Source organism: Paenibacillus dendritiformis (assembly GCF_021654795.1).
GTDB lineage: Bacteria > Bacillota > Bacilli > Paenibacillales > Paenibacillaceae > Paenibacillus_B.
Genome location: NZ_AP025344.1, coordinates 3,453,086 through 3,470,743, shown reverse-complemented (window position 1 = coordinate 3,470,743; position 17,658 = coordinate 3,453,086). Strand labels below are relative to the sequence as shown.

Annotated in this window: 18 protein-coding genes and 1 other annotated feature; of the genes, 16 read left to right on the top strand and 2 right to left on the bottom strand. The window is 56.1% G+C overall.

The features are described 5' to 3' along the window. Positions 1-4 precede the first annotated feature (4 nt). The 9 genes from L6439_RS15245 (at position 5) to L6439_RS15210 (ending at position 9,332) form a co-directional block, all read left to right on the top strand. Positions 5-1,171: a MalY/PatB family protein gene (locus L6439_RS15245; protein WP_213468323.1), complete on the top strand. Its 1,167-nt coding sequence runs from the start codon at positions 5-7 to the stop codon at positions 1,169-1,171. Between the two features lie 528 nt (positions 1,172-1,699). After that, positions 1,700-2,599, top strand: a complete 900-nt coding sequence (gnd, locus tag L6439_RS15240; RefSeq protein WP_213468324.1) for a phosphogluconate dehydrogenase (NAD(+)-dependent, decarboxylating) — start codon at positions 1,700-1,702, stop codon at positions 2,597-2,599. A 118-nt stretch (positions 2,600-2,717) separates the two neighbouring features. After that, positions 2,718-3,392 (top strand): GntR family transcriptional regulator, encoded by a 675-nt coding sequence (locus L6439_RS15235; RefSeq protein ID WP_168180634.1) that lies wholly within the window; start codon positions 2,718-2,720, stop codon positions 3,390-3,392. Positions 3,393-3,502: 110 nt separating this feature from the next. Beyond that, positions 3,503-4,864: a GntP family permease gene (locus L6439_RS15230; RefSeq protein WP_213468325.1), complete on the top strand. Its 1,362-nt coding sequence runs from the start codon at positions 3,503-3,505 to the stop codon at positions 4,862-4,864. A 34-nt stretch (positions 4,865-4,898) separates the two neighbouring features. Continuing rightward, a complete protein-coding gene (gene gntK / locus L6439_RS15225) occupies positions 4,899-6,446 on the top strand; it encodes a gluconokinase (protein ID WP_213468326.1) in 1,548 nt (515 codons plus the stop codon). 1,006 nt (positions 6,447-7,452) lie between these two features. Continuing rightward, positions 7,453-7,578 carry a hypothetical protein gene (locus L6439_RS29345; RefSeq protein ID WP_269155944.1) on the top strand — a complete coding sequence of 42 codons (126 nt, stop codon included), beginning with the start codon at positions 7,453-7,455 and terminating at the stop codon, positions 7,576-7,578. A gap of 76 nt (positions 7,579-7,654) precedes the next feature. After that, positions 7,655-8,068 carry a hypothetical protein gene (locus tag L6439_RS15220; RefSeq protein ID WP_168180638.1) on the top strand — a complete coding sequence of 138 codons (414 nt, stop codon included), beginning with the start codon at positions 7,655-7,657 and terminating at the stop codon, positions 8,066-8,068. A 57-nt stretch (positions 8,069-8,125) separates the two neighbouring features. Beyond that, positions 8,126-8,719 carry a CDP-diacylglycerol--glycerol-3-phosphate 3-phosphatidyltransferase gene (pgsA, locus tag L6439_RS15215; protein ID WP_168180639.1) on the top strand — a complete coding sequence of 198 codons (594 nt, stop codon included), beginning with the start codon at positions 8,126-8,128 and terminating at the stop codon, positions 8,717-8,719. A 103-nt stretch (positions 8,720-8,822) separates the two neighbouring features. Beyond that, positions 8,823-9,332: a hypothetical protein gene (locus L6439_RS15210; RefSeq protein WP_213468327.1), complete on the top strand. Its 510-nt coding sequence runs from the start codon at positions 8,823-8,825 to the stop codon at positions 9,330-9,332. 92 nt (positions 9,333-9,424) lie between these two features. Here the strand turns inward: L6439_RS15210 and L6439_RS15205 are convergent, their stop codons facing one another. Beyond that, complete coding sequence (locus tag L6439_RS15205; protein WP_237096489.1) at positions 9,425-10,096, bottom strand: DUF4097 family beta strand repeat-containing protein; 672 nt, start codon at positions 10,094-10,096, stop codon at positions 9,425-9,427. A gap of 160 nt (positions 10,097-10,256) precedes the next feature. Between L6439_RS15205 and L6439_RS15200 the strand changes: the two genes are divergently transcribed. The 7 genes from L6439_RS15200 to L6439_RS15170 all read left to right on the top strand — a co-directional run bounded on the left by L6439_RS15200 (position 10,257) and on the right by L6439_RS15170 (position 15,653). Further along, on the top strand, positions 10,257-11,270 hold the full coding sequence (locus tag L6439_RS15200) for a S66 family peptidase (RefSeq protein WP_168180641.1): 1,014 nt from the start codon (positions 10,257-10,259) through the stop codon (positions 11,268-11,270). A gap of 69 nt (positions 11,271-11,339) precedes the next feature. Continuing rightward, positions 11,340-11,570, top strand: a complete 231-nt coding sequence (locus L6439_RS15195) for a hypothetical protein (RefSeq protein WP_168180642.1) — start codon at positions 11,340-11,342, stop codon at positions 11,568-11,570. Continuing rightward, positions 11,555-13,045 carry a sensor histidine kinase gene (locus tag L6439_RS15190; protein ID WP_237096488.1) on the top strand — a complete coding sequence of 497 codons (1,491 nt, stop codon included), beginning with the start codon at positions 11,555-11,557 and terminating at the stop codon, positions 13,043-13,045. The genes L6439_RS15195 and L6439_RS15190 overlap by 16 nt, the downstream gene beginning before the upstream one ends. Next, positions 13,032-13,667, top strand: coding sequence for a response regulator transcription factor (locus L6439_RS15185; RefSeq protein ID WP_168180643.1), 636 nt, complete (start codon positions 13,032-13,034; stop codon positions 13,665-13,667). Before L6439_RS15190 ends, L6439_RS15185 begins: the two co-directional genes overlap by 14 nt. 160 nt (positions 13,668-13,827) lie before the next feature. Then, entirely contained in the window at positions 13,828-14,076 is a 249-nt protein-coding gene (locus L6439_RS15180; protein ID WP_168180644.1) for a DCC1-like thiol-disulfide oxidoreductase family protein, read from the top strand. Beyond that, complete coding sequence (locus L6439_RS15175) at positions 14,045-14,992, top strand: DoxX-like family protein (protein ID WP_213468438.1); 948 nt, start codon at positions 14,045-14,047, stop codon at positions 14,990-14,992. Before L6439_RS15180 ends, L6439_RS15175 begins: the two co-directional genes overlap by 32 nt. Further along, complete coding sequence (locus L6439_RS15170; protein ID WP_213468328.1) at positions 14,973-15,653, top strand: DUF4166 domain-containing protein; 681 nt, start codon at positions 14,973-14,975, stop codon at positions 15,651-15,653. Before L6439_RS15175 ends, L6439_RS15170 begins: the two co-directional genes overlap by 20 nt. 178 nt (positions 15,654-15,831) lie before the next feature. Here the strand turns inward: L6439_RS15170 and aspS are convergent, their stop codons facing one another. Next, the gene (gene aspS, locus L6439_RS15165) at positions 15,832-17,145 is read right to left on the bottom strand and encodes an aspartate--tRNA(Asn) ligase (RefSeq protein WP_168180646.1); all 1,314 of its coding nucleotides are present in this window, start codon (positions 17,143-17,145) and stop codon (positions 15,832-15,834) included. Between the two features lie 115 nt (positions 17,146-17,260). Then, positions 17,261-17,481: a binding site (T-box leader), on the bottom strand. Positions 17,482-17,658: the final 177 nt, after the last annotated feature.

Here is a 17,658-nt window from a genome sequence, read left to right as displayed (position 1 = left end):
AAATATGTACGATTTCGAGCAAACCATCGATCGGGGGGCATTGGACGCCCTCAAAGCAGTGCCTTCCCACCCGTCCAAGGAAGGATGCATCCCGCTGTGGGTGGCGGATATGGATTTCCCGGCGGCACCGGCGATCCAGGAGGCGCTTGTCGCCCGCATGAGCAAGCCTAGCTACGGATATACCTTATGCATGGATCGGTACTATTCCGCCGTCATCGACTGGATGAAGCGCCGCCATCAATGGGATATCGCGAAGGAATGGTTCGTGCTGACGCCGGGCGTCGTGCCTGCCATGGCGTTCGCCGTCCGGGCTATGACGGTACCGGGAGACAGGGTGATGATTCAGACCCCGGTCTATCCTCAATTCGCTAAAATGATTCAATTCAACGGGGCGACGCTCGTTACGAACCCGCTCAAGCTGGTTGATGGCCGATATGAGATCGACTTCGAGGATTTCGAACAGAAAGTGAAGGATCCGGCGCTCAAAATGTTCTTCCTCTGCAACCCTCATAATCCGGTTGGACGCGTATGGAAGCGGGACGAACTGCAGAGATTGGCTGACCTGTGCCTGCAGCATGACGTCATTATTTTCTCGGATGATATCCATCATGACTTCACCTATGGCGAGCATCAATATATTCCGATTGCGACGCTGTCCCCGGATGTGGCGGCACGGACGATTACGGCGACCTCTCCGAGCAAGACGTTCAGTATCGCGAGCTTCAAAATGGGCAATATTTTCATTGAAGAAGAAGGGCTGCGCCAGAAATTCCGGAAGGCGGTAGAAAGCGCCGGAGTCGCTGAACTCGATCTCGGCGCCATTGAGGCGACGATTGCCGGATATGCGCACGGGGAGGCATGGTTCGACGAAGCTCTGAAATACATTGAAGGGAACAGCCGTTATATTGAGCAGTTTCTCGCCGAGCGTATTCCGCAAGTAAAGACATTCGCCCAGGAAGGGACCTATTTGAAGTGGCTCGATTGGCGTAGCTTCGGCATGACGGACACCGAACTGAATGATTGGGCGTTGAAGGAAGCAAAGGTTTGGTTAAGTGAAGGCTATGCTTTCGGGAAGGAAGGCAGCGGATTTATGCGGCTCAATATGACCTCGCGCCGGGCGGTGATCGAGGAAGCGATGGAGCGTCTGGCACAGGCGGCGGAGCGGCTGTAGCCTAGCGCATTGGCCAAGGGCCATCCCCCGGCCCCGGGGCCCGCTTCTGTGGCCGCAGGTGACTGGTAGTCGGGACAAGACCAAGAAAGGCCTCTTTCTCTTACAGCGAAAGAGGCCTTATGTTATGCCGTGGCTCTTCGTGAAACCGTGACATCGTCGGCATCTTCCGTGATGCAGAGTCCTTAGGCTTTGGCCTCGCCATGCTTCGTTTTACTGATTGTGTTCCCAAGTGCGCTTGCCTTTTTCCGTGATGCGGTAATACTCTTTCCCTCCCGTCATGGGATTCGTCTCCCTAGCAGGGCATTGAAAATTCTACCTGCCTTGCCGGGCAGTATTGAGGCTTATCTTCCGGATAAGCAATGTCATTACCGCTGGCGGTATACTCGGTGGCCGATTCGGTCAAAGTATGTATATCGAAATCGCTTTCAAACTTCTTCTTTACAGATTCCAGGGAACAAGGTAAGATAGGAAATGAAAAAGTTGTATACAAGTATACTTGTAGTGTAATTCAAGGAGTGAAGAGACAGCATGAATATAGGCATGATAGGACTCGGTAAAATGGGATTCAATCTGGTCAGCAACATGCTTCGGCATGGGCACCAGGTTGCGGCATATGACGTGAATCCGGAGCCGCGGCAGAAGGCAGCGGAATTGGGAGCGATGGCGGCGGATTCGATTGAAGAGCTTGTAGCCAAGCTGCCTTCGCCGAAGATCGTGTGGATGATGGTACCGGCCGGCGGAATCGTGGATAATGTCATCGCGACGCTTATTCCGCTCCTGACCGAGGGGGATATCGTCATTGACGGAGGGAATTCACATTATAAGCAATCGGTCGCCCGCGGAGAGAAGCTGCAGCAGCATGGCATTCATTATATGGATGTAGGCACATCGGGGGGCACCGAAGGCGCTGCCCAGGGCGGATGCTTCATGATTGGCGGCAAGGAAGAGGTATTCCAGCTGCTTGAGCCATTATTCCGGGATATCGCGGTTGAAAAAGGCTATCTGTATGCAGGCAAGAGCGGCAGCGGTCATTTTCTGAAAATGGTCCACAACGGGATCGAGTACGGAATGATGCAATCGATCGCCGAAGGATTCGAGCTGTTGGAGAAGAGCGATTATGAATTCGACTATGAATCGGTTGCGCGCGTATGGTCGAACGGATCGGTTATCCGCAGTTGGCTGATGGACCTGACACAGAATGCGTTCTCGAAGGATCCTCGCCTTGAAGGCATTCGCGGCGTGATGCAGAGCTCGGGCGAAGGCAAATGGACGGTCGAGACGGCCTTGGATCTGCAGGCAAGCGCGCCGGTTATCGCGATGTCTCTCTTCATGAGATACCGTTCGCTCGAGTCGGATACGTTCCACGGCAAGGTGGTCGCTGCGCTGCGGAATGAATTTGGCGGACATCAGGTGGAGAAAAACGGCTGAACAACCCTGCGCGAGCATCAACCTAATGGAATATTCCGGTGAATGTATGATAGAATTTGAGAAGAACTGCTTTGTTCATTGGGAATACCATTTATTTCATTAGGAGAGTTGGAGCTCGATGCATTATCCACAAGAATGGCTGCAGGGCGCTTCCCTCGGGGAGTCGATTGCCTGCGAGCTGCGTCTGCACATTATAAATGGAACAGTAAAGCCCGGCGAGATCATCTCGGAGAACCGAATCGCTGCCGACTTCGGTACGAGCCGCTCGCCGGTTCGGGAAGCGTTGAAAACGTTGTCTAACGAGGGCCTTATCCGGCTGGAACGGATGGGAGCGGTCGTGCTCGGCCTCAGCATGAAGGATGTCGAGGAGCTGTATGATGTCCGGTTCCTGATCGAGAGCTTCGTACAGCTGAGGCTGGCCAGAGCGGATCAGGAGCGGCTTATCGTGAAGCTGAACCAGATCATCGATAAGATGGAACTGGCTGTGAAGTATCGCGATGTCACCGATTTCGCTTTTCAGGACCTGTCTTTTCACGAGGCGATTATCGCGGCGGCGGAGCATAACCGTATTATGCATCTGTGGACTAGCATCCGCCAGATTGTGATGACGGTCATGCTTATCACGACCGAGGAGATCTTCTCCGAAGGCGAGGACAAGCTTCGTACGGTCATCGAGAAGCACCGGACCATTGTGCAGGGCCTTGAATCCAAAGACGCGAACAAAATACAGCAGGTGGTTCAAGCTTATTTCGCGGATTCGCGCCGGACGCTTCATATTAGCTTGCCGCAATAGGGAGCAGGAAGCCGATACCGGGCTTCTTCCCGCCTTAGTTGTCGACAAGTATACAATTATTATTTGGGTATGTTAATAAGGATAGGAAGGTTAAGGGAGGGTTCTGCAACATGAGTACGCTATTCGGCTTAAGCCACAACGTAACCCTGCTTTTATGGACGCTGGTTGCGATCGTGTTTCTTATAGTGTTCATTGCCAAATTCAAATGGAATCCCTTTGTCACCCTGCTTTTGTCTGCGCTGCTCCTTGGACTGCTGACCGGCATGCAGCCGCTCGAAGTGGTCAAGGCCATCACGAGCGGCTTGGGCGGAACGCTGGGAACGATCGCGATTGTTATTGCTCTCGGGACGATGCTTGGCAAAATGATGGCGGAATCCGGGGGCGCGGAACAGATTGCGTCCACGCTGGTTGACAAGTTCGGGGAGAAGCGCGTCCATTGGGCGATGATGCTCGTCGGATTTATTGTCGGGATCCCGGTGTTCTTCGAGGTCGGGGTCATTCTGCTGATTCCGATCGTGTTCACCGTGGCACGCAAAACGAAAATGTCGCTTCTGCAAATCGGGATTCCGATTCTGGCCGGCCTGTCGACGGTGCATGGGCTTGTTCCGCCGCATCCGGCGCCGATGATCGCGATTGATGCCTATCAGGCCGATCTCGGAAAGACGATTCTGTACTCGCTGCTGATTGGATTGCCGACGGCAATCATTGCAGGCCCTGTATTCGGCAAATACATCGGTAAGCGTATCCAGGTCGAGCCGCCGGCCAAGCTGGCCGAGCAATTCGCGCTGAACAATGAGCGTCAGCTTCCCGGCTTCGGCATTACGCTCTTTACTATCCTGCTTCCGGTTATTTTGATGCTGATCGGGTCGATTGCCAATATAGTCGATCCGGAAGGGGTTAGCGGCTGGACCGTATTCTGCGAGTTCATTGGCCATGAGATTATCGCCTTGCTGATTTCGGTCGTCTTTTCGTTCTTCTCGCTTGGCTTCGCGAGAGGCTTCAAGAAAGAGGATATCTCTCGCTTCACGAGCGAATGTCTGGCGCCGACGGCGACAATTATTCTGATCATCGGCGGGGGCGGGGCCTTCAAGCAAGTCCTGATCAATAGCGGCGTCGGGGATGCAATCGCTGCCATTGCCACTCAGGCCAACATCAACATCATTTTGTTCTCCTGGTTCGTAGCCGCGCTTATCCGCGTGGCCACCGGATCGGCGACCGTCGCGATGACGACGGCGGCCGGTATCGTCGCGCCCGTGTTGGCGCTGAATCCGGGCGTGAATGTGGAGCTGGTCGTGCTGGCGACCGGGGCAGGTTCGATTGTGCTGTCCCACGTGAATGACGCCGGCTTCTGGATGGTCAAGGAGTTCTTCAACATGTCCGTTCCGCAGACGCTGAAGTCATGGACCGTGATGGAGACCGTGCTGTCAGTGGTCGGATTGATTTTTATACTCCTCCTCAGTACAGTGGTATAAGAGAAGGAGAATGACGGGAAAGAAGGTAGTACCTATGAGCAGTAAAAAGTACATGATCGGCATCGATATGGGAACGACGAGCACCAAGGCGGTCTTGTTCGAGGAGAACGGCCAAGCGGTTGCCAGGGGCAGCGAGGAATACCCGCTGTACACGCCGAATTCCACGATCGCCGAGCAGGATCCGGAGCGAATCTTCCAGGGGGTCCTTCGGTCCGTCCGCCAGGCGATGTCCGAGAGCGGAGCCGGGCCGGACGACATCCTGTTCCTCTCCTTCAGTTCGGCGATGCATAGCGTGATCGCGGTCGATGCCGAAGGCAGACCGCTTACCCCCTGCATTACGTGGGCGGATAACCGGAGCGGCAAATATGCCGCGCGGCTGAAGCGGGAGCAGGTCGGACATGACTTGTACTTGCGCACGGGAACGCCGATTCATCCGATGTCTCCGCTTACGAAGCTCATGTGGATGCGTCATGAAGAGCCGGAGCTGTTCGGCAAAACCTATAAATTTATCTCCATTAAAGAGTATGTCATCGCCAAGCTGTTCGGCGAATATGTGGTCGACTATTCGATTGCTTCGGCCACCGGCATGCTCAACCTGGAACGGCTGGACTGGGACGAAGAGGCGCTGCAGCTAGCAGGCATCTCCCCGGCAAAGCTGTCGACGCTCGTGCCGACAACCTATCCGTTGACGAACTTGAATGCGGCCTATGCGGATGCCATGGGAATTGCCGCCTCTACGCCCGGAATCGTGGGAGCGAGCGACGGCGTCCTCTCCAATTTGGGGGTCAATGCCATTGAGCCGGGCGTCGTCGCGGCGACGATCGGCACGAGCGGCGCGATTCGCACGGTCGTCGATCGTCCGGTAACCGATCCGAAGGGAAGAATTTTTTGTTACGCCTTGACGGACAAGCATTGGGTAATCGGAGGGCCGGTCAACAATGGCGGAATGCTGTTCCGCTGGGTGCGGGATGAGTTGGCCGCTTCGGAGGTCGAGGCCGCGAAGCGGCTTGGCATCGATTCCTATGATCTGCTGACGAAGATAGCGGAGCAAGTAAGACCGGGGGCGGACGGCTTGCTCTTCCACCCGTATCTTACGGGAGAGCGGGCGCCGCTCTGGAACCCGAATGCGCGCGGCTCCTTCTTCGGCTTGACGATGCATCACCGGAAGGAGCATATGATCCGGGCCGTCCTCGAAGGCGTTATTTTCAACCTGTATACCGTGCTGCTGGCGATGGAAGAGCAGATAGGGCGCCCGAGCAAAATCCATGCGACCGGCGGCTTCGCCCGCTCGGCCCTGTGGCGGCAGATGATGGCGGATATATTCGATCAGGAGGTCGTCGTGCCCGAGAGCTTCGAGAGCTCTTGTCTCGGCGCTGCCGTCCTCGGCTTATATGCGACCGGAAGGACCGATTCCTTGGGGGTGGTGTCCGGCATGGTCGGGTCCACGCACAAGCATCAGCCCATCCCTGAGAATGCCGCAATTTATCACGAATTGCTGCCGATTTATATATCTCTCTTCCGCAAGCTGGAGGAAGAATACGAGGCGATCGCCTCTCTCCAGAGAAAATGGCTTGAGGCATAACCGTTGCCTTCGTAAACAGTTGAATGATTCGGCGGAAAAAGACCCTGAATAACGAATAACCGTTGTTCAGGGTCTTCCTGCGTCTGCGGAGTGGAGTGTCTCTTCGTATGGAGGATTATTAGGGCCAGCTTGTCTTATAACGAATCTCCCCTTGGGTCAGGGAATCTTGTACGGATTGCCTCATGATTATGCCCGCCGTGTCAGTCAGGGGCCTAGCGCTTTGTGTTCCTTATAAGCAATCTCCCCGTACCTCAGGAGGCGGGTGTTTTGCAGGTTCTTTTAAACAATCTCCCCGTGAATCAGGAAATATCGGAACAGTCAAGTGCAAAATGAAGCAAATGTAGGGCTGAATCATAGAAGCGCTCTTGTTTGTTGTATTTAACAGACTTGCAAATGATGATCAAAAGGGATGATCAAGGGGCAGACTGATTTGAATGGAGAGTGTCGCAAGGAACGAGCGCACCAGAACACTCTGAGTTAATGGGAGAGTGTCGCAAAGAACAGAAGCGGAAGGTTCACTCTGAGTCGCAGGTTGTGCGGAACGGGAAGCGGATAGGAGTGCAGGCAAGGCGCTTTTTCGTTGAAATGGAAAAAGATTGGAACCAATTCGGCAGTTTGGGCGTATTTACCATTGCAGCTTGATCGCAATATGTAGCCGGAAGGAGCAGAACAGGATGGAGAGATGATGTCATGGGAAGAGCGGGCAGGATTACATTGCTTTCGTTCACACTATACGGACGGTGCAGCGCCGGCGAATGCAAATTGAACCGGTGTACTATTTTTATAATTGAGGATACATCACATCATTTCCTCCATCGATGGTGCCGCGCTATGAATGGATGCAGGCCTTCGCCGCTAGGTCGAACCGCTCCGCCCTGTAATGCGGCATCCCCGAGAGAGAAGCGGAACGACGAAGGGAATCGGCAGCATAAGCTGAAGGGCATTGAGACTCTGCGGGAAGGCCTGCAGGAATAGGCGCGGGAGTCAATGGAGAGGAGGAAGAACGATGAAAGTCGATAAGGAAATCGAAGAGTTGAAGCGCAGGCTTACCGATGTGGAAACCCAACTGAAGCGACGGCCGCGAAAAGGGGGCATTACGCACTCTGGATCATTGTCGGGATTTGTGGGTTGATGTTCCTGATTGGACTTGTGCAGTTTCTTAGCGCGGGGAACGGGTAGAATAAACAAAGTGAAGAGAGGGAAAAGCGATGAGGGCTTTAGGTTATATCGTCGGGGCCGTTCTCCTTCTGATCCAGCTATCAGGCTGCAGCGTCCAGGAGAGCGCCGTACCCTTTCATACGATCGACCAGGTCAAGAACAACATGGATGCGGAAGGATTGTCCTTGCAGCCGATTGACCTTCCCGATCCGTTGATATCGAAGGGGGCCGTCAACCAAGAGGCTTTTCGCATAGTAGACAGCGATGATGTGGTCTATCTCTTTGAGTATGAAGATGATCGGGCCGCGAACAAGGCTGCCCCGGATTTGCATAATGCGCTGAATGAGATCGAGATGATGAGTCCTCCAATGAAGATTGGCGCCAGCAATATACGCATCGTGTATATCAAAAGCGACCCTGAACAATTCGATATTGAACAAAAATTGTTGGGAGTCATCCGGTAAAGAGGATGGCATCCGCAGATTGAGCGATTCCATGCAGTGAAAGGCGAGGGGAACCCGATGAACGTGGCCAATTGGATTACGCTGGCAAGAATAGGTTTGATTCCGCTGTTTCTGCTGTTCTATCAGACTTACCCCGATTGGATCGTTGCTGAAGCCCCTATGCTCCGCTTCGCCAATGAATATGGAGCCGAGGTGGCTGTGCTGCTATTCGTGCTCGCATCGGCGACGGACAAATTGGATGGGTATGTGGCGCGGAAATACAATCAGATTACGAATCTCGGCAAGCTGCTGGATCCGCTGGCGGATAAGCTGCTCATCTCGGCCGCGCTCATTATGCTGGTTCAGCATCATCTGATTCCGTCCTGGATGGCGGTCATCATCATAGGGCGGGAGATCATGGTGACCGGGCTTCGCCTCGTCGCTTCGGCACAAGGCATTGCTCTTGCTGCGGATCGATTCGGCAAATGGAAGCTGGTGCTGCAGGTTGCCGCGATTGTTATCGTCATGGTGGACAGCCGAATGCCGTTCCCTTTCCCGTTTCACGGGGCAATCGATTATGGCGTGATGGCCGCAGCGGTTGGCATGACAGTCTATTCCGGATTCAACTATTTTCGCAGCAATTTGCATCGGCTTCACCTGGGTAACGGCTGAACTCATGGCTGCTTCCGGTGATTGCATCGCTAGCGGAAGAGCGAGAAGGTCATGAGGGACGACGAGCGCACTTAATCCGTATATATCGAGAGGAGAGGTTCCGATGGAGGATGCCTATCGCCGCTTTATTCGCATATCAGTGCATCGCATGTGCGATCATTATGCCCCGAAGCTGGATATGGCTTTGGAATCGCTAAGCTCCGAAGATGTGTGGCGTAAGGAATCCGGGCAGGCGAATTCGATCGGCGGCATCGTGCTTCATATTGGCGAGCATATCCGGCGCCATATTGATCGGTATTCGATTCACGGTCATGCTGCCGCTGGCGGGATAGAGAATTTTTTTCCGGATGAGTGCATCGAAGTAAATATACTAAGGAGCCGGACGGCGGAGACGTTCGGCGAGTGGAAACGGCTTATATCCCGGCATCTGGCGGGGGAAGTCGCTGTGGAACGGCTGGATATGGCGGACGTCTATCACTTGGTGGAGCATACCGGATACCATCTTGGGCAGATCATCGACCGCGCACAGCGAATAAGCGGATTACACTTCCAATTCATGCAGCGAGGGATTAACGAGCGCCATCTGAAAAAATTGTTGGGGGATGAGAAGTAATAGGAAAAAAACGATATAAAGAAGCCCCTCTGTGCAAGGACTCGGACAAGGAAGCCGCGAGTCATCGTATGCGCGGAAGGGCTTCGCTGCATTTATTGGACGGAAATATGGCCTGAACCCGTCTTAATGCTTATCTCATGAGCCCCGCTTCCCGCGGTTCCCTCGGTCATGCCTTTGCTCTGCCGGTGCTCAAGAAGCGGGATCGCGACAGAATGACTTCCGCTGCCCGAACGCAGCTTGAGACGGAGGTCAGGCTCCGGGGAATTCACAATCAGGCTCACATTGCCGCTCCCGGTCGATACGCTGACATTGCTGTGGAAATCCGCAAAATCAAGCGTAATGCTGCCGCTTTTACCGGCAATCCGGAGGTCCTCGGTATTCAAGCTGCTGGCGTGGACGTTGCCCGATGTTCCCTGGATGATAATTTTGCCAGCATATCCGTTCGGAATTCGGACCTTAAGCTGCGGCAGCATGCCGGGGTTGAAAATTCGAAAGAAGCTGCTCTGGAGACCGATCGACAGGCTGCGCTTGCCTTTGTTGAGGGTGATGCCCGGACCGTTGTCGTAACGAAGCAGCGACGCCTCCAGCGAATCGGTATCCGCAGACTCCAGATGCAGAGCCGTGCTCCCGTGATTAATCTCAATCACTTCGATGCCCGCGAGATCAGCGGCATGCCGATCCCCTTCTTCTCCATTTCGATGTCCGCATCCGGCTAACCCCAAGATAGCCAAGACCAGCACAATGGCGTATAATTTCTTCATCATGATCCACTCCTCTATTTTCCAATCACAGATAATGATACAAAATGACGCTGCGTCGCTTGCAAGTACGGATTCGAAACGAATGATCGTCTTTATTGCAGCCAGCCCAGCGGCGTGAACATGGCCTGATGTCTAAGGCCATTCATAGACAGGGGGAAATGAAATGATTACATATCCGTCATTGAGGGACAAAAGCACGATTGGCGTAACGGCACCTTCTTCAGGCGTGCCGGCAGCGCTGCATGAACTGCTTCATCAAGCGCAGGCCCGTATGGAGAAGCAAGGCTATCGGGTCGTATGGGGAGATACGGTATGGACCCAGGACAAAGCCAAATCGGCCCCAGCCCGGCAGCGGGCCGAGGAGTTCAACCGGATGATGAAGTACGACGAGATCGGGATCATCCTTCCGCCTTGGGGCGGCGAGCTGCTCATCGAGATTGTCGATCAGATTGATTATGACCAGGCGAAGGCCAAATGGGTGCTTGGTTACTCGGATACGAGCGTGCTGCTGCTGGCCCTGACGCTGCGAACCGGGATCGCTACGGCGCATGGCCCGAATCTGGTAGATATGCGGGGGGAATATTCCGACGACACGACCGCCATGTGGCAGTCCGTCTTATCGACGCCGGCCGGAGCCTCTGTCCGCCAGCGTTCTTCTGCTTCCTATCAGGCAAAGTGGGATCATGCCAACCCGACGCCATGCGTGTTTCATTTGACCGAGCCTACGGCTTGGAGAACCGTCTCGAACCGGGAAGAAAAAATGGAAGGCCGCTTGCTCGGCGGTTGTATTGATGTTATCCGGCATCTGATTGGCACGCCCTATGGCGATGTCCATCGCTTCAGAAATCAGTATGCGAGCGGCGATCCGGTCATGTGGTATTTGGAAAATTGCGAGTTGTCAACAGCGGATTTGCGTCGTTCTCTCGTTCAGATGAAGTTGGCCGGCTGGTTCGATCACTGTTCCGGCATCCTGTTCGGCCGAACCGCCGCCAATCACCCGGTCGAGAACTATACGGCGGAAGATGTATACCGCGAGCTGTCCGAGGAGCTTCAGATTCCGGTTGTGTATGATATCGATTGCGGACATGTTCCGCCGCAGATGACATTCATTAACGGGGCATATGCCGCGGTCGAAGCAGCAGAGGGACAAGGGACGGTCGTACAATATTTTACTTAGGCGGCGATCGGCCACTTCCGCGGCATTTATGATCGACTCATCTTCGTCAGCAAAAGCTTGGGCACCATCATGGCCGGTCAAGTGGCCGAGCGTATCAACAGTGATGCGATCCGGCACATCTATCTTACGCCGCTGGATGTTACGGTTCCGTACATCCAACGCTCCCGCGGAGCCGTCATTTATGGGACCGCGGATACGGTTCTCAGCAGCGAGATCGCGCAGGCGGTTGCCGGATTGGAGCAGATGCGGCTCTTCCGGTCCCGAACGGGAACCATGCCTTGCAAGTGGGCAGTACATTAGATTCGTTCGATGTATGGAAGGAGAGCGTGTCGATTTACAAAAGCATTTTCGGGACGGTCTTAATCATTGTCTATCGCCCGGCGCTTGTCCGGCGCATGCTCGAACAGAAGGATATGGGACGGGATGCTATGCTGTATTATTTTTTGTCGCTGCTGACGGCGGCGATCATCCTCTTAGGGACTCACCCGCGCAAGGAGACGAATCGCTGGGCCGCTCTCTTCCTGAGCAGCGCGTCCATCGGCGGGCTGGCGGAGCTGCTGGCGAAGAATGGGCTACCCGGCTGGTCGGGCCCGCTGCAGTTCCTGAATCAGACGCTCACCCCTTACGGAGTGCTCGTGTTCAGCATGGTGTACGCGGAGCGGTTCCCGCAGGCCGAGACGCGCCGGCTGATGAAATGGCTGCTTCTCCTGCCCGTCGCGGTCATGCTGGCGGTCACGCCTTTCCATCCGGTGCCGGCGCTGGACTTCCGTCTGCTGCTTGTCTGGACCGGACCTTATTATTTACTGTCCTGCTATTGGCTTGTCGCTTCTTTGTGGAATGAGACGGATCGGAGGAAAAAGCGCAGCCGCCTGATCGTGACGCTCATCGTCGTGCCGACGCTCTTGGCGGTTCTCGTATTTATCAATGGAGCGAATGCGTTCGCGCTGGAGATTGACTTTTTTCGTTATATCTCGGTGTTCATCATCTATTCGTTGGGGTTGGGGCTGCTCTGTTCCTTCCTGTATGGCGTGCTGGGCGTCAAGCTTCGCTTTGAACGGGACCCGCTGGAGAATACGATGAAGGCGGTCAGTTCGGGCGCGGCGCTGTTGAATCATACGATCAAGAATGAGATCGGAAAGATCGCCATCAGCTCGGAAAACTTGAGACGCGCGCTGCCGGAAGGGGACGAGCCGTCGCGGCAGCATCTGGAGATTATCTCCCGCGCGGCGGATCATATGCAGGCAATGGTGACGCGGATTCACAGCCAGATGAAGGATGTCGTGCTGCGGGAGGAGCCCTGCCAACTTGATCGGCTGGCTGAGGCAAGCCTGGCGCAGCATGAGCTGCTGTTCCCGAGCCGTCATATCGCAGCCGATGCGGACTATGTGTGCCGTCCCCTGGTGCTCTGCGATGCCGTTCATATGACAGAGGCGCTTGGGAACCTGCTGCGGAACGCTGTCGAGGCGATGCCGGACGGCGGAGCGATCCGCATCAAGATCGAGGACAGCCCGAAGGGAGTGCGCTTGTCGGTTCAGGATACCGGAACAGGCATGAGCCCGGAGCAGCTTGCACGCGGCTTTGAACCGTTTTACAGCACGAAGGGGCGGAGGGACAATTTCGGCCTTGGTCTGTCCTATGTATACAATGTGATGCAGAAAAGCGGGGGAGAGGTGAATATCGCGAGCAAGGAAGGCGGCGGCACTTGCGTGACGCTGCAATTTCCGCGCCGCGCAACCATCAGCAGGAATGGAGGGAACCGTCATGAATCCGATTAAGGTGCTACTGGTCGAGGATGACCCCGATTGGATTAAAGCGATGACCTCGTACCTTAATCAGGAAGAGGACATTCTCGTTATCGGGGCCGCCACAGAGGCCGAAGAGGCCATTCGGCTCGCCCGGACGCTGGCCTGCGACGTCGTGCTGATGGATATCCAGCTCGGCGACAAGCCGCTGGGGGGCGTCTACGCCGCGGTGGAGATTCATGAGGTCAGCGAGGCCAGAATTATGATGCTGACCTCTGTCGCCGATGAATCCGTCATGACGCAGTCCTTCACGGCGGGAGCGGTCAATTATATCGAGAAGAGCAATTTCGAAGCGCTCCCGCATGCGATCCGGAGCGCTCACTTCCATCCCGGGCCGATGGAAGCGCTGCTGAAGGATTACGCCCGCCTGAAGCGGGAGGAACAGCTGAAGCGGCTGACCGCGGCGGAGCGGGAAGTATTCGATCTCATCGAAGCGGGCTATACGCACCCACAGATCGAGCAAAAGCTGTACAAAGCCGAGAGCACCTTGAAGAATCAGGTCAATAAAATATTGAAGAAGCTCGGTGTGCGCAGCAGTAAAGAGGCGGTAAAAAAAGTGAAGCGGAAAGGGCTGTTCCTCGGAGACGGAGATTAGCCCGGAAATCAGGCGCAACTGCATTCCTTGCAATGGATAGGAATGGAGACTCAGGGTACTACGTAATGTGGTACCCTTTTGTCATGCCGTACTACCAGAGTTGGAACTTATCGGAGCGGCTCCTTCTCCTTACAATAAGAGGGGAAAGGGAGGGAGTCGCATGACAAGCAGAGCGAGTAATTCGACACAACCGATTCTGCTGATGGACGGAGAGTGCCTGCTCTGCCACGGCCTTGCCCGCTTCGTGTTCAAGCGGGAGGCGAAGAGACGATTCCGGTTCGCGGCGCTTCGATCCGAAGCGGGTCGGTATGCGCTGGAGCGCGCGGGCTGGTGCGGCCGCTGGATCGAGACAGCAGAGGAGGCGGCCCGCGATGCGAATGCGAAGGAAGCCGATTTACGTGAAGCTTGATATCCGCACGGACATGGATACGCTCTGGGCCTATACGCAGACGCCGGAGCTGCATGAACAGTGGGATTTGCGTTTTAGCCGGATTACGTATTTACCCTGCGAGCCAGAGGGGCAGCCGCAGCGGTTCCGCTATGAGACGCGGATCGGATTCGGCCTCGCGATCGCAGGGACGGGCTTGACGAAGGCGAGCCGCTTGGAGGACGGGGACAGGATATCCACTCTTGTCTTCGGCTCCGATCAGGCGTTGTCGCTCATTCGCAAGGGCAGGGGCTATTGGAAATATACTCTGTTCGGAGACAGGATCTCCTTCGAGACGCTGTATGATTACGAGACGCGCTGTGGCCGGCCGGGCCGATGGTTCGACCGGGCGGTATTCCGCCCGTTGTTCGGCTGGGCGACCGCGTGGAGCTTCGACGCGCTCCGAATCTGGCTGGAGCGCGGCATTCCGCCCGCCGCGAGCATCGGGCGGGCCATGGTTCATTATGCCAGCGTGCTGCTGCTGACGCTGCTCTGGTGCTGGCAGGGGCTGGTGCCGAAGCTGCTGTATCCCGAAGGCGGCGAGCTGGCGCTGCTGCAGGCTTCCGGCCTGCTCCCGGGATGGGAGAGGGAGGCGCTGGCCCTGCTCGGCTTCGCCGAAATCGGGATCGGCTTGATGACGGCCGCCTGCCATCGGAAGACATGGACGTGGCGCGGGCATACCGTCGTGGTGCTGCTGCTCGTATGGGCGGCACTCGCCGGCAGCCCGGAATCGATCCAGGCGCCCTTCAGCCCGGTGACGCTCAGCGCGGCCATGATCGGACTCGGCGTCATCGCCGCGGTCTCCGGACGGGATCTGCCGCAGGCAAGCCGCTGCGCGCGCACGCCGGGCCGGGGGGCCGCGAAGGGAGGGAAGGACAATGGCGGCGTCGATTTATGAACGGGCGCTGGGCCCCGAGTTCGCCAAGCTTCATCCGCACATTCGGGAGCGCTTCGGCTTCTCCAGCCGAGACGGGATCGCCTCGATTGGCCGAGGCGTAATGGAGCGAATATGGTATTCCCGGTGGGCCGCCGTTCCGCTCCATATCGGCACGTTCCGGCACATTATGTTTCCGCAGTCAGGCTGCCGTGTGCCGTTCACGATTGAAAACTATGCGTACCGGGATCGGTACGGACGGGAGACGGTCTCCTGGATTCGAAGCTTCCAGTTCCCGAACCGGACGCGCCGCTTCGACGCGACGATGATCTTTAGCCGTGACCGGGGCGGCGTGGTCGATTATTTGGGGAACAAGCAGCATTTGGCGGTCGATCTGGCTTTGTCCGCGGCTGCGAATGGCGGGCTGCGCATCCGTTCGGGAGATCAGCGTTTCTATGAAGGCCTGTTGCAGTTCCGCATCCCGCGCCGGTTCACTGGTACGGCTGATGTATGCGAATGGTACGACGAGGATGAGGAGTTGTACCGGATCTCGGTGGAGGTGACGAATCCGCTGATTGGCCCTGTGTTTTCCTACCGGGGAACGTTTCGGGCCCGGTTCATCGACACGCGGCATGCCGCCATTCCGGCGCATATCAAGCCGCTGCGGGAGGAAGCGCGCGAGTAGGGGGGCGTGCCGCGCGATTGCCGCCGCAATCCCCGGATAGGGAAAGCGCATGCGGTCTACCCGGCGGAAGACGGCACATCGCATCGCTTTACGCATCCTTGCAGGAGCCGCGCTGCCGTAAGAACAGACAAAGGGCTCCCATAGCGGAAACCCTTTGCCTTTGTCCCTCCTTCCGGCATCATGGGGTCAGCCGGTTGCGATCCCGCGGGAAAGCGGAAGCTTCCCGCACGTTGCCCAGGCCGAGCAGCCGCGAGGTCAGCCGCTCCAGCCCGATGGCGAAGCCGCCATGCGGCGGCATGCCGTACCGGAATAGCTCCAGGTAGCTCTGGAAGTGTTCCGGGTTCATGCCCCGGCTCCGGATCGAGGCGATGAGCTGATCCAGCTCATGAATCCGCTGGCCTCCGGTCGTAATCTCCAGACCGCCCATCAGCAGGTCGAAGGATGCCGTCAATTCCGGCTCATCCTCTGCTTGCATCGCGTACAGCGGACGGCTCTCTCTCGGGTAGCGGGTCAGGAAGACGAAGCCCGGCCGGTTGTTCTCCGCAACGTATTGGCAGAGGAGGCGTTCCCCTTCCGGATCGAGATCGCCTGTGGGCGAGAGCTTGCCGTATTTCCGTTCCAAAATGCGATGGGCCTCGGCAACGGTCATGCGCGGAATGTCCCCGGTCAGCGCAAGGGGGTCGACTTCAAGCAGGTTGAACTCGCCTTCGCACTGGCGCGCGACGGCATCGAACATATGCTTCAACAGCTCCTGCTCCAGGTCCATCAGCTCATCCTCGGACTGAATAAATCCGGCTTCGGCATCCAATGAAATATATTCGTTCAAGTGCCGGGACGTATTATGCTCCTCGGCCCGGTAGACCGGCCCTATCTCGAACACCCGCTCATACCCGGCGCCCACCATCATTTGCTTGTAGAATTGGGGAGATTGGGCGAGATAAGCGGTATGCTCGAAATAATTGATCGGGAACAGATTGGACCCGCCCTCCGTGCCGGAGGCTACGATTTTGGGCGTAAAAATCTGGGTAAAGCCGTGCCGGGTCAAGTATTCCCGGAAGGCGCCGGCAAGGGCCGATTGAATCGTAAATATCGAGTGGGCCTTTCTATGCCTCAGGGACAGCACGCGATGGTCCAGCATCGTATCCAGTCTGACCTTCAAATGCTTCTTGTTCAGATCGAACGGAAGCGGGGACGCGGCCCGATTCAGCACTTCCACCCGATCGGCATGGATTTCAATGCCGTTCGCCGCCTTCGCTGCCGCGACGGCCCGGCCATGGACGGCAACGACCGATTCCAGCGTCAAGGACAGGTCAAGCCATTCTCCCTCCAGCACACATTGAACGATGCCGCTGCGGTCGCGGACATCCATGAAGGCCACCTGCCCCAGATGACGAACGCCGTGCACCCATCCTTGGATTGTGACTTCCCGGCCTTCGCAACGGGATACCGTGGAGCAGAGCACACGGACTTCGGATTCCTTATTAATAGACATCGTAACATCCTCCTTATTCGATTGTTCCGTAAGTTGAAGATATTGTTGTTGTCATCATCATCGCCGTCGTCCATGTGATCACCCCCTTTTCCGAAATGCAAAAAACCCCGTCCCGAAAAGGGACGAGGTCGGATTCACGCGGTACCACCCTAATTATCGCATATAGCGATCACTCTTGCCCAATAACGGCGGGAGACCGTCCGCTCCTACTGGCATCTGCGTTCAGGCGGCGCTCTCTGGTGTCGTTCACGCAATTGCAGCCGCCATCCTTCCAGCCAAGGGACAGCTCTCTGTCGGCTCCAGCTTCACGCTACTGCTCCAGATCATCGCTTTGAATTTGTCACCCATCATATTACAGTGCATAAGGTGCTGTCAATAGTCTGTCTGCGGACAGATGGCTTTAGACGCGGCATAGAGAGCGGGGCAGAAGCGGCTTGTTTTTTTTCTTGTAAAAGATGGAAGGGGAAGTTATGATGTTGCCAGCTCTCGCAGCGGCGTCTCCCCTCAACAGCC

Coding starts and splice junctions, on each gene's coding strand:
- L6439_RS15245 (WP_213468323.1), top strand. CDS start 5: ATGTACGATTTCGAGCAAACCATCGATCGGGGGGCATTGGACGCCCTC.
- gnd (WP_213468324.1), top strand. CDS start 1,700: ATGAATATAGGCATGATAGGACTCGGTAAAATGGGATTCAATCTGGTC.
- L6439_RS15235 (WP_168180634.1), top strand. CDS start 2,718: ATGCATTATCCACAAGAATGGCTGCAGGGCGCTTCCCTCGGGGAGTCG.
- L6439_RS15230 (WP_213468325.1), top strand. CDS start 3,503: ATGAGTACGCTATTCGGCTTAAGCCACAACGTAACCCTGCTTTTATGG.
- gntK (WP_213468326.1), top strand. CDS start 4,899: ATGAGCAGTAAAAAGTACATGATCGGCATCGATATGGGAACGACGAGC.
- L6439_RS29345 (WP_269155944.1), top strand. CDS start 7,453: ATGAAAGTCGATAAGGAAATCGAAGAGTTGAAGCGCAGGCTTACCGAT.
- L6439_RS15220 (WP_168180638.1), top strand. CDS start 7,655: ATGAGGGCTTTAGGTTATATCGTCGGGGCCGTTCTCCTTCTGATCCAG.
- pgsA (WP_168180639.1), top strand. CDS start 8,126: ATGAACGTGGCCAATTGGATTACGCTGGCAAGAATAGGTTTGATTCCG.
- L6439_RS15210 (WP_213468327.1), top strand. CDS start 8,823: ATGGAGGATGCCTATCGCCGCTTTATTCGCATATCAGTGCATCGCATG.
- L6439_RS15205 (WP_237096489.1), bottom strand. CDS start 10,096: ATGATGAAGAAATTATACGCCATTGTGCTGGTCTTGGCTATCTTGGGG.
- L6439_RS15200 (WP_168180641.1), top strand. CDS start 10,257: ATGATTACATATCCGTCATTGAGGGACAAAAGCACGATTGGCGTAACG.
- L6439_RS15195 (WP_168180642.1), top strand. CDS start 11,340: ATGGCCGGTCAAGTGGCCGAGCGTATCAACAGTGATGCGATCCGGCAC.
- L6439_RS15185 (WP_168180643.1), top strand. CDS start 13,032: ATGAATCCGATTAAGGTGCTACTGGTCGAGGATGACCCCGATTGGATT.
- L6439_RS15180 (WP_168180644.1), top strand. CDS start 13,828: ATGACAAGCAGAGCGAGTAATTCGACACAACCGATTCTGCTGATGGAC.
- L6439_RS15175 (WP_213468438.1), top strand. CDS start 14,045: ATGCGAAGGAAGCCGATTTACGTGAAGCTTGATATCCGCACGGACATG.
- L6439_RS15170 (WP_213468328.1), top strand. CDS start 14,973: ATGGCGGCGTCGATTTATGAACGGGCGCTGGGCCCCGAGTTCGCCAAG.
- aspS (WP_168180646.1), bottom strand. CDS start 17,145: ATGTCTATTAATAAGGAATCCGAAGTCCGTGTGCTCTGCTCCACGGTA.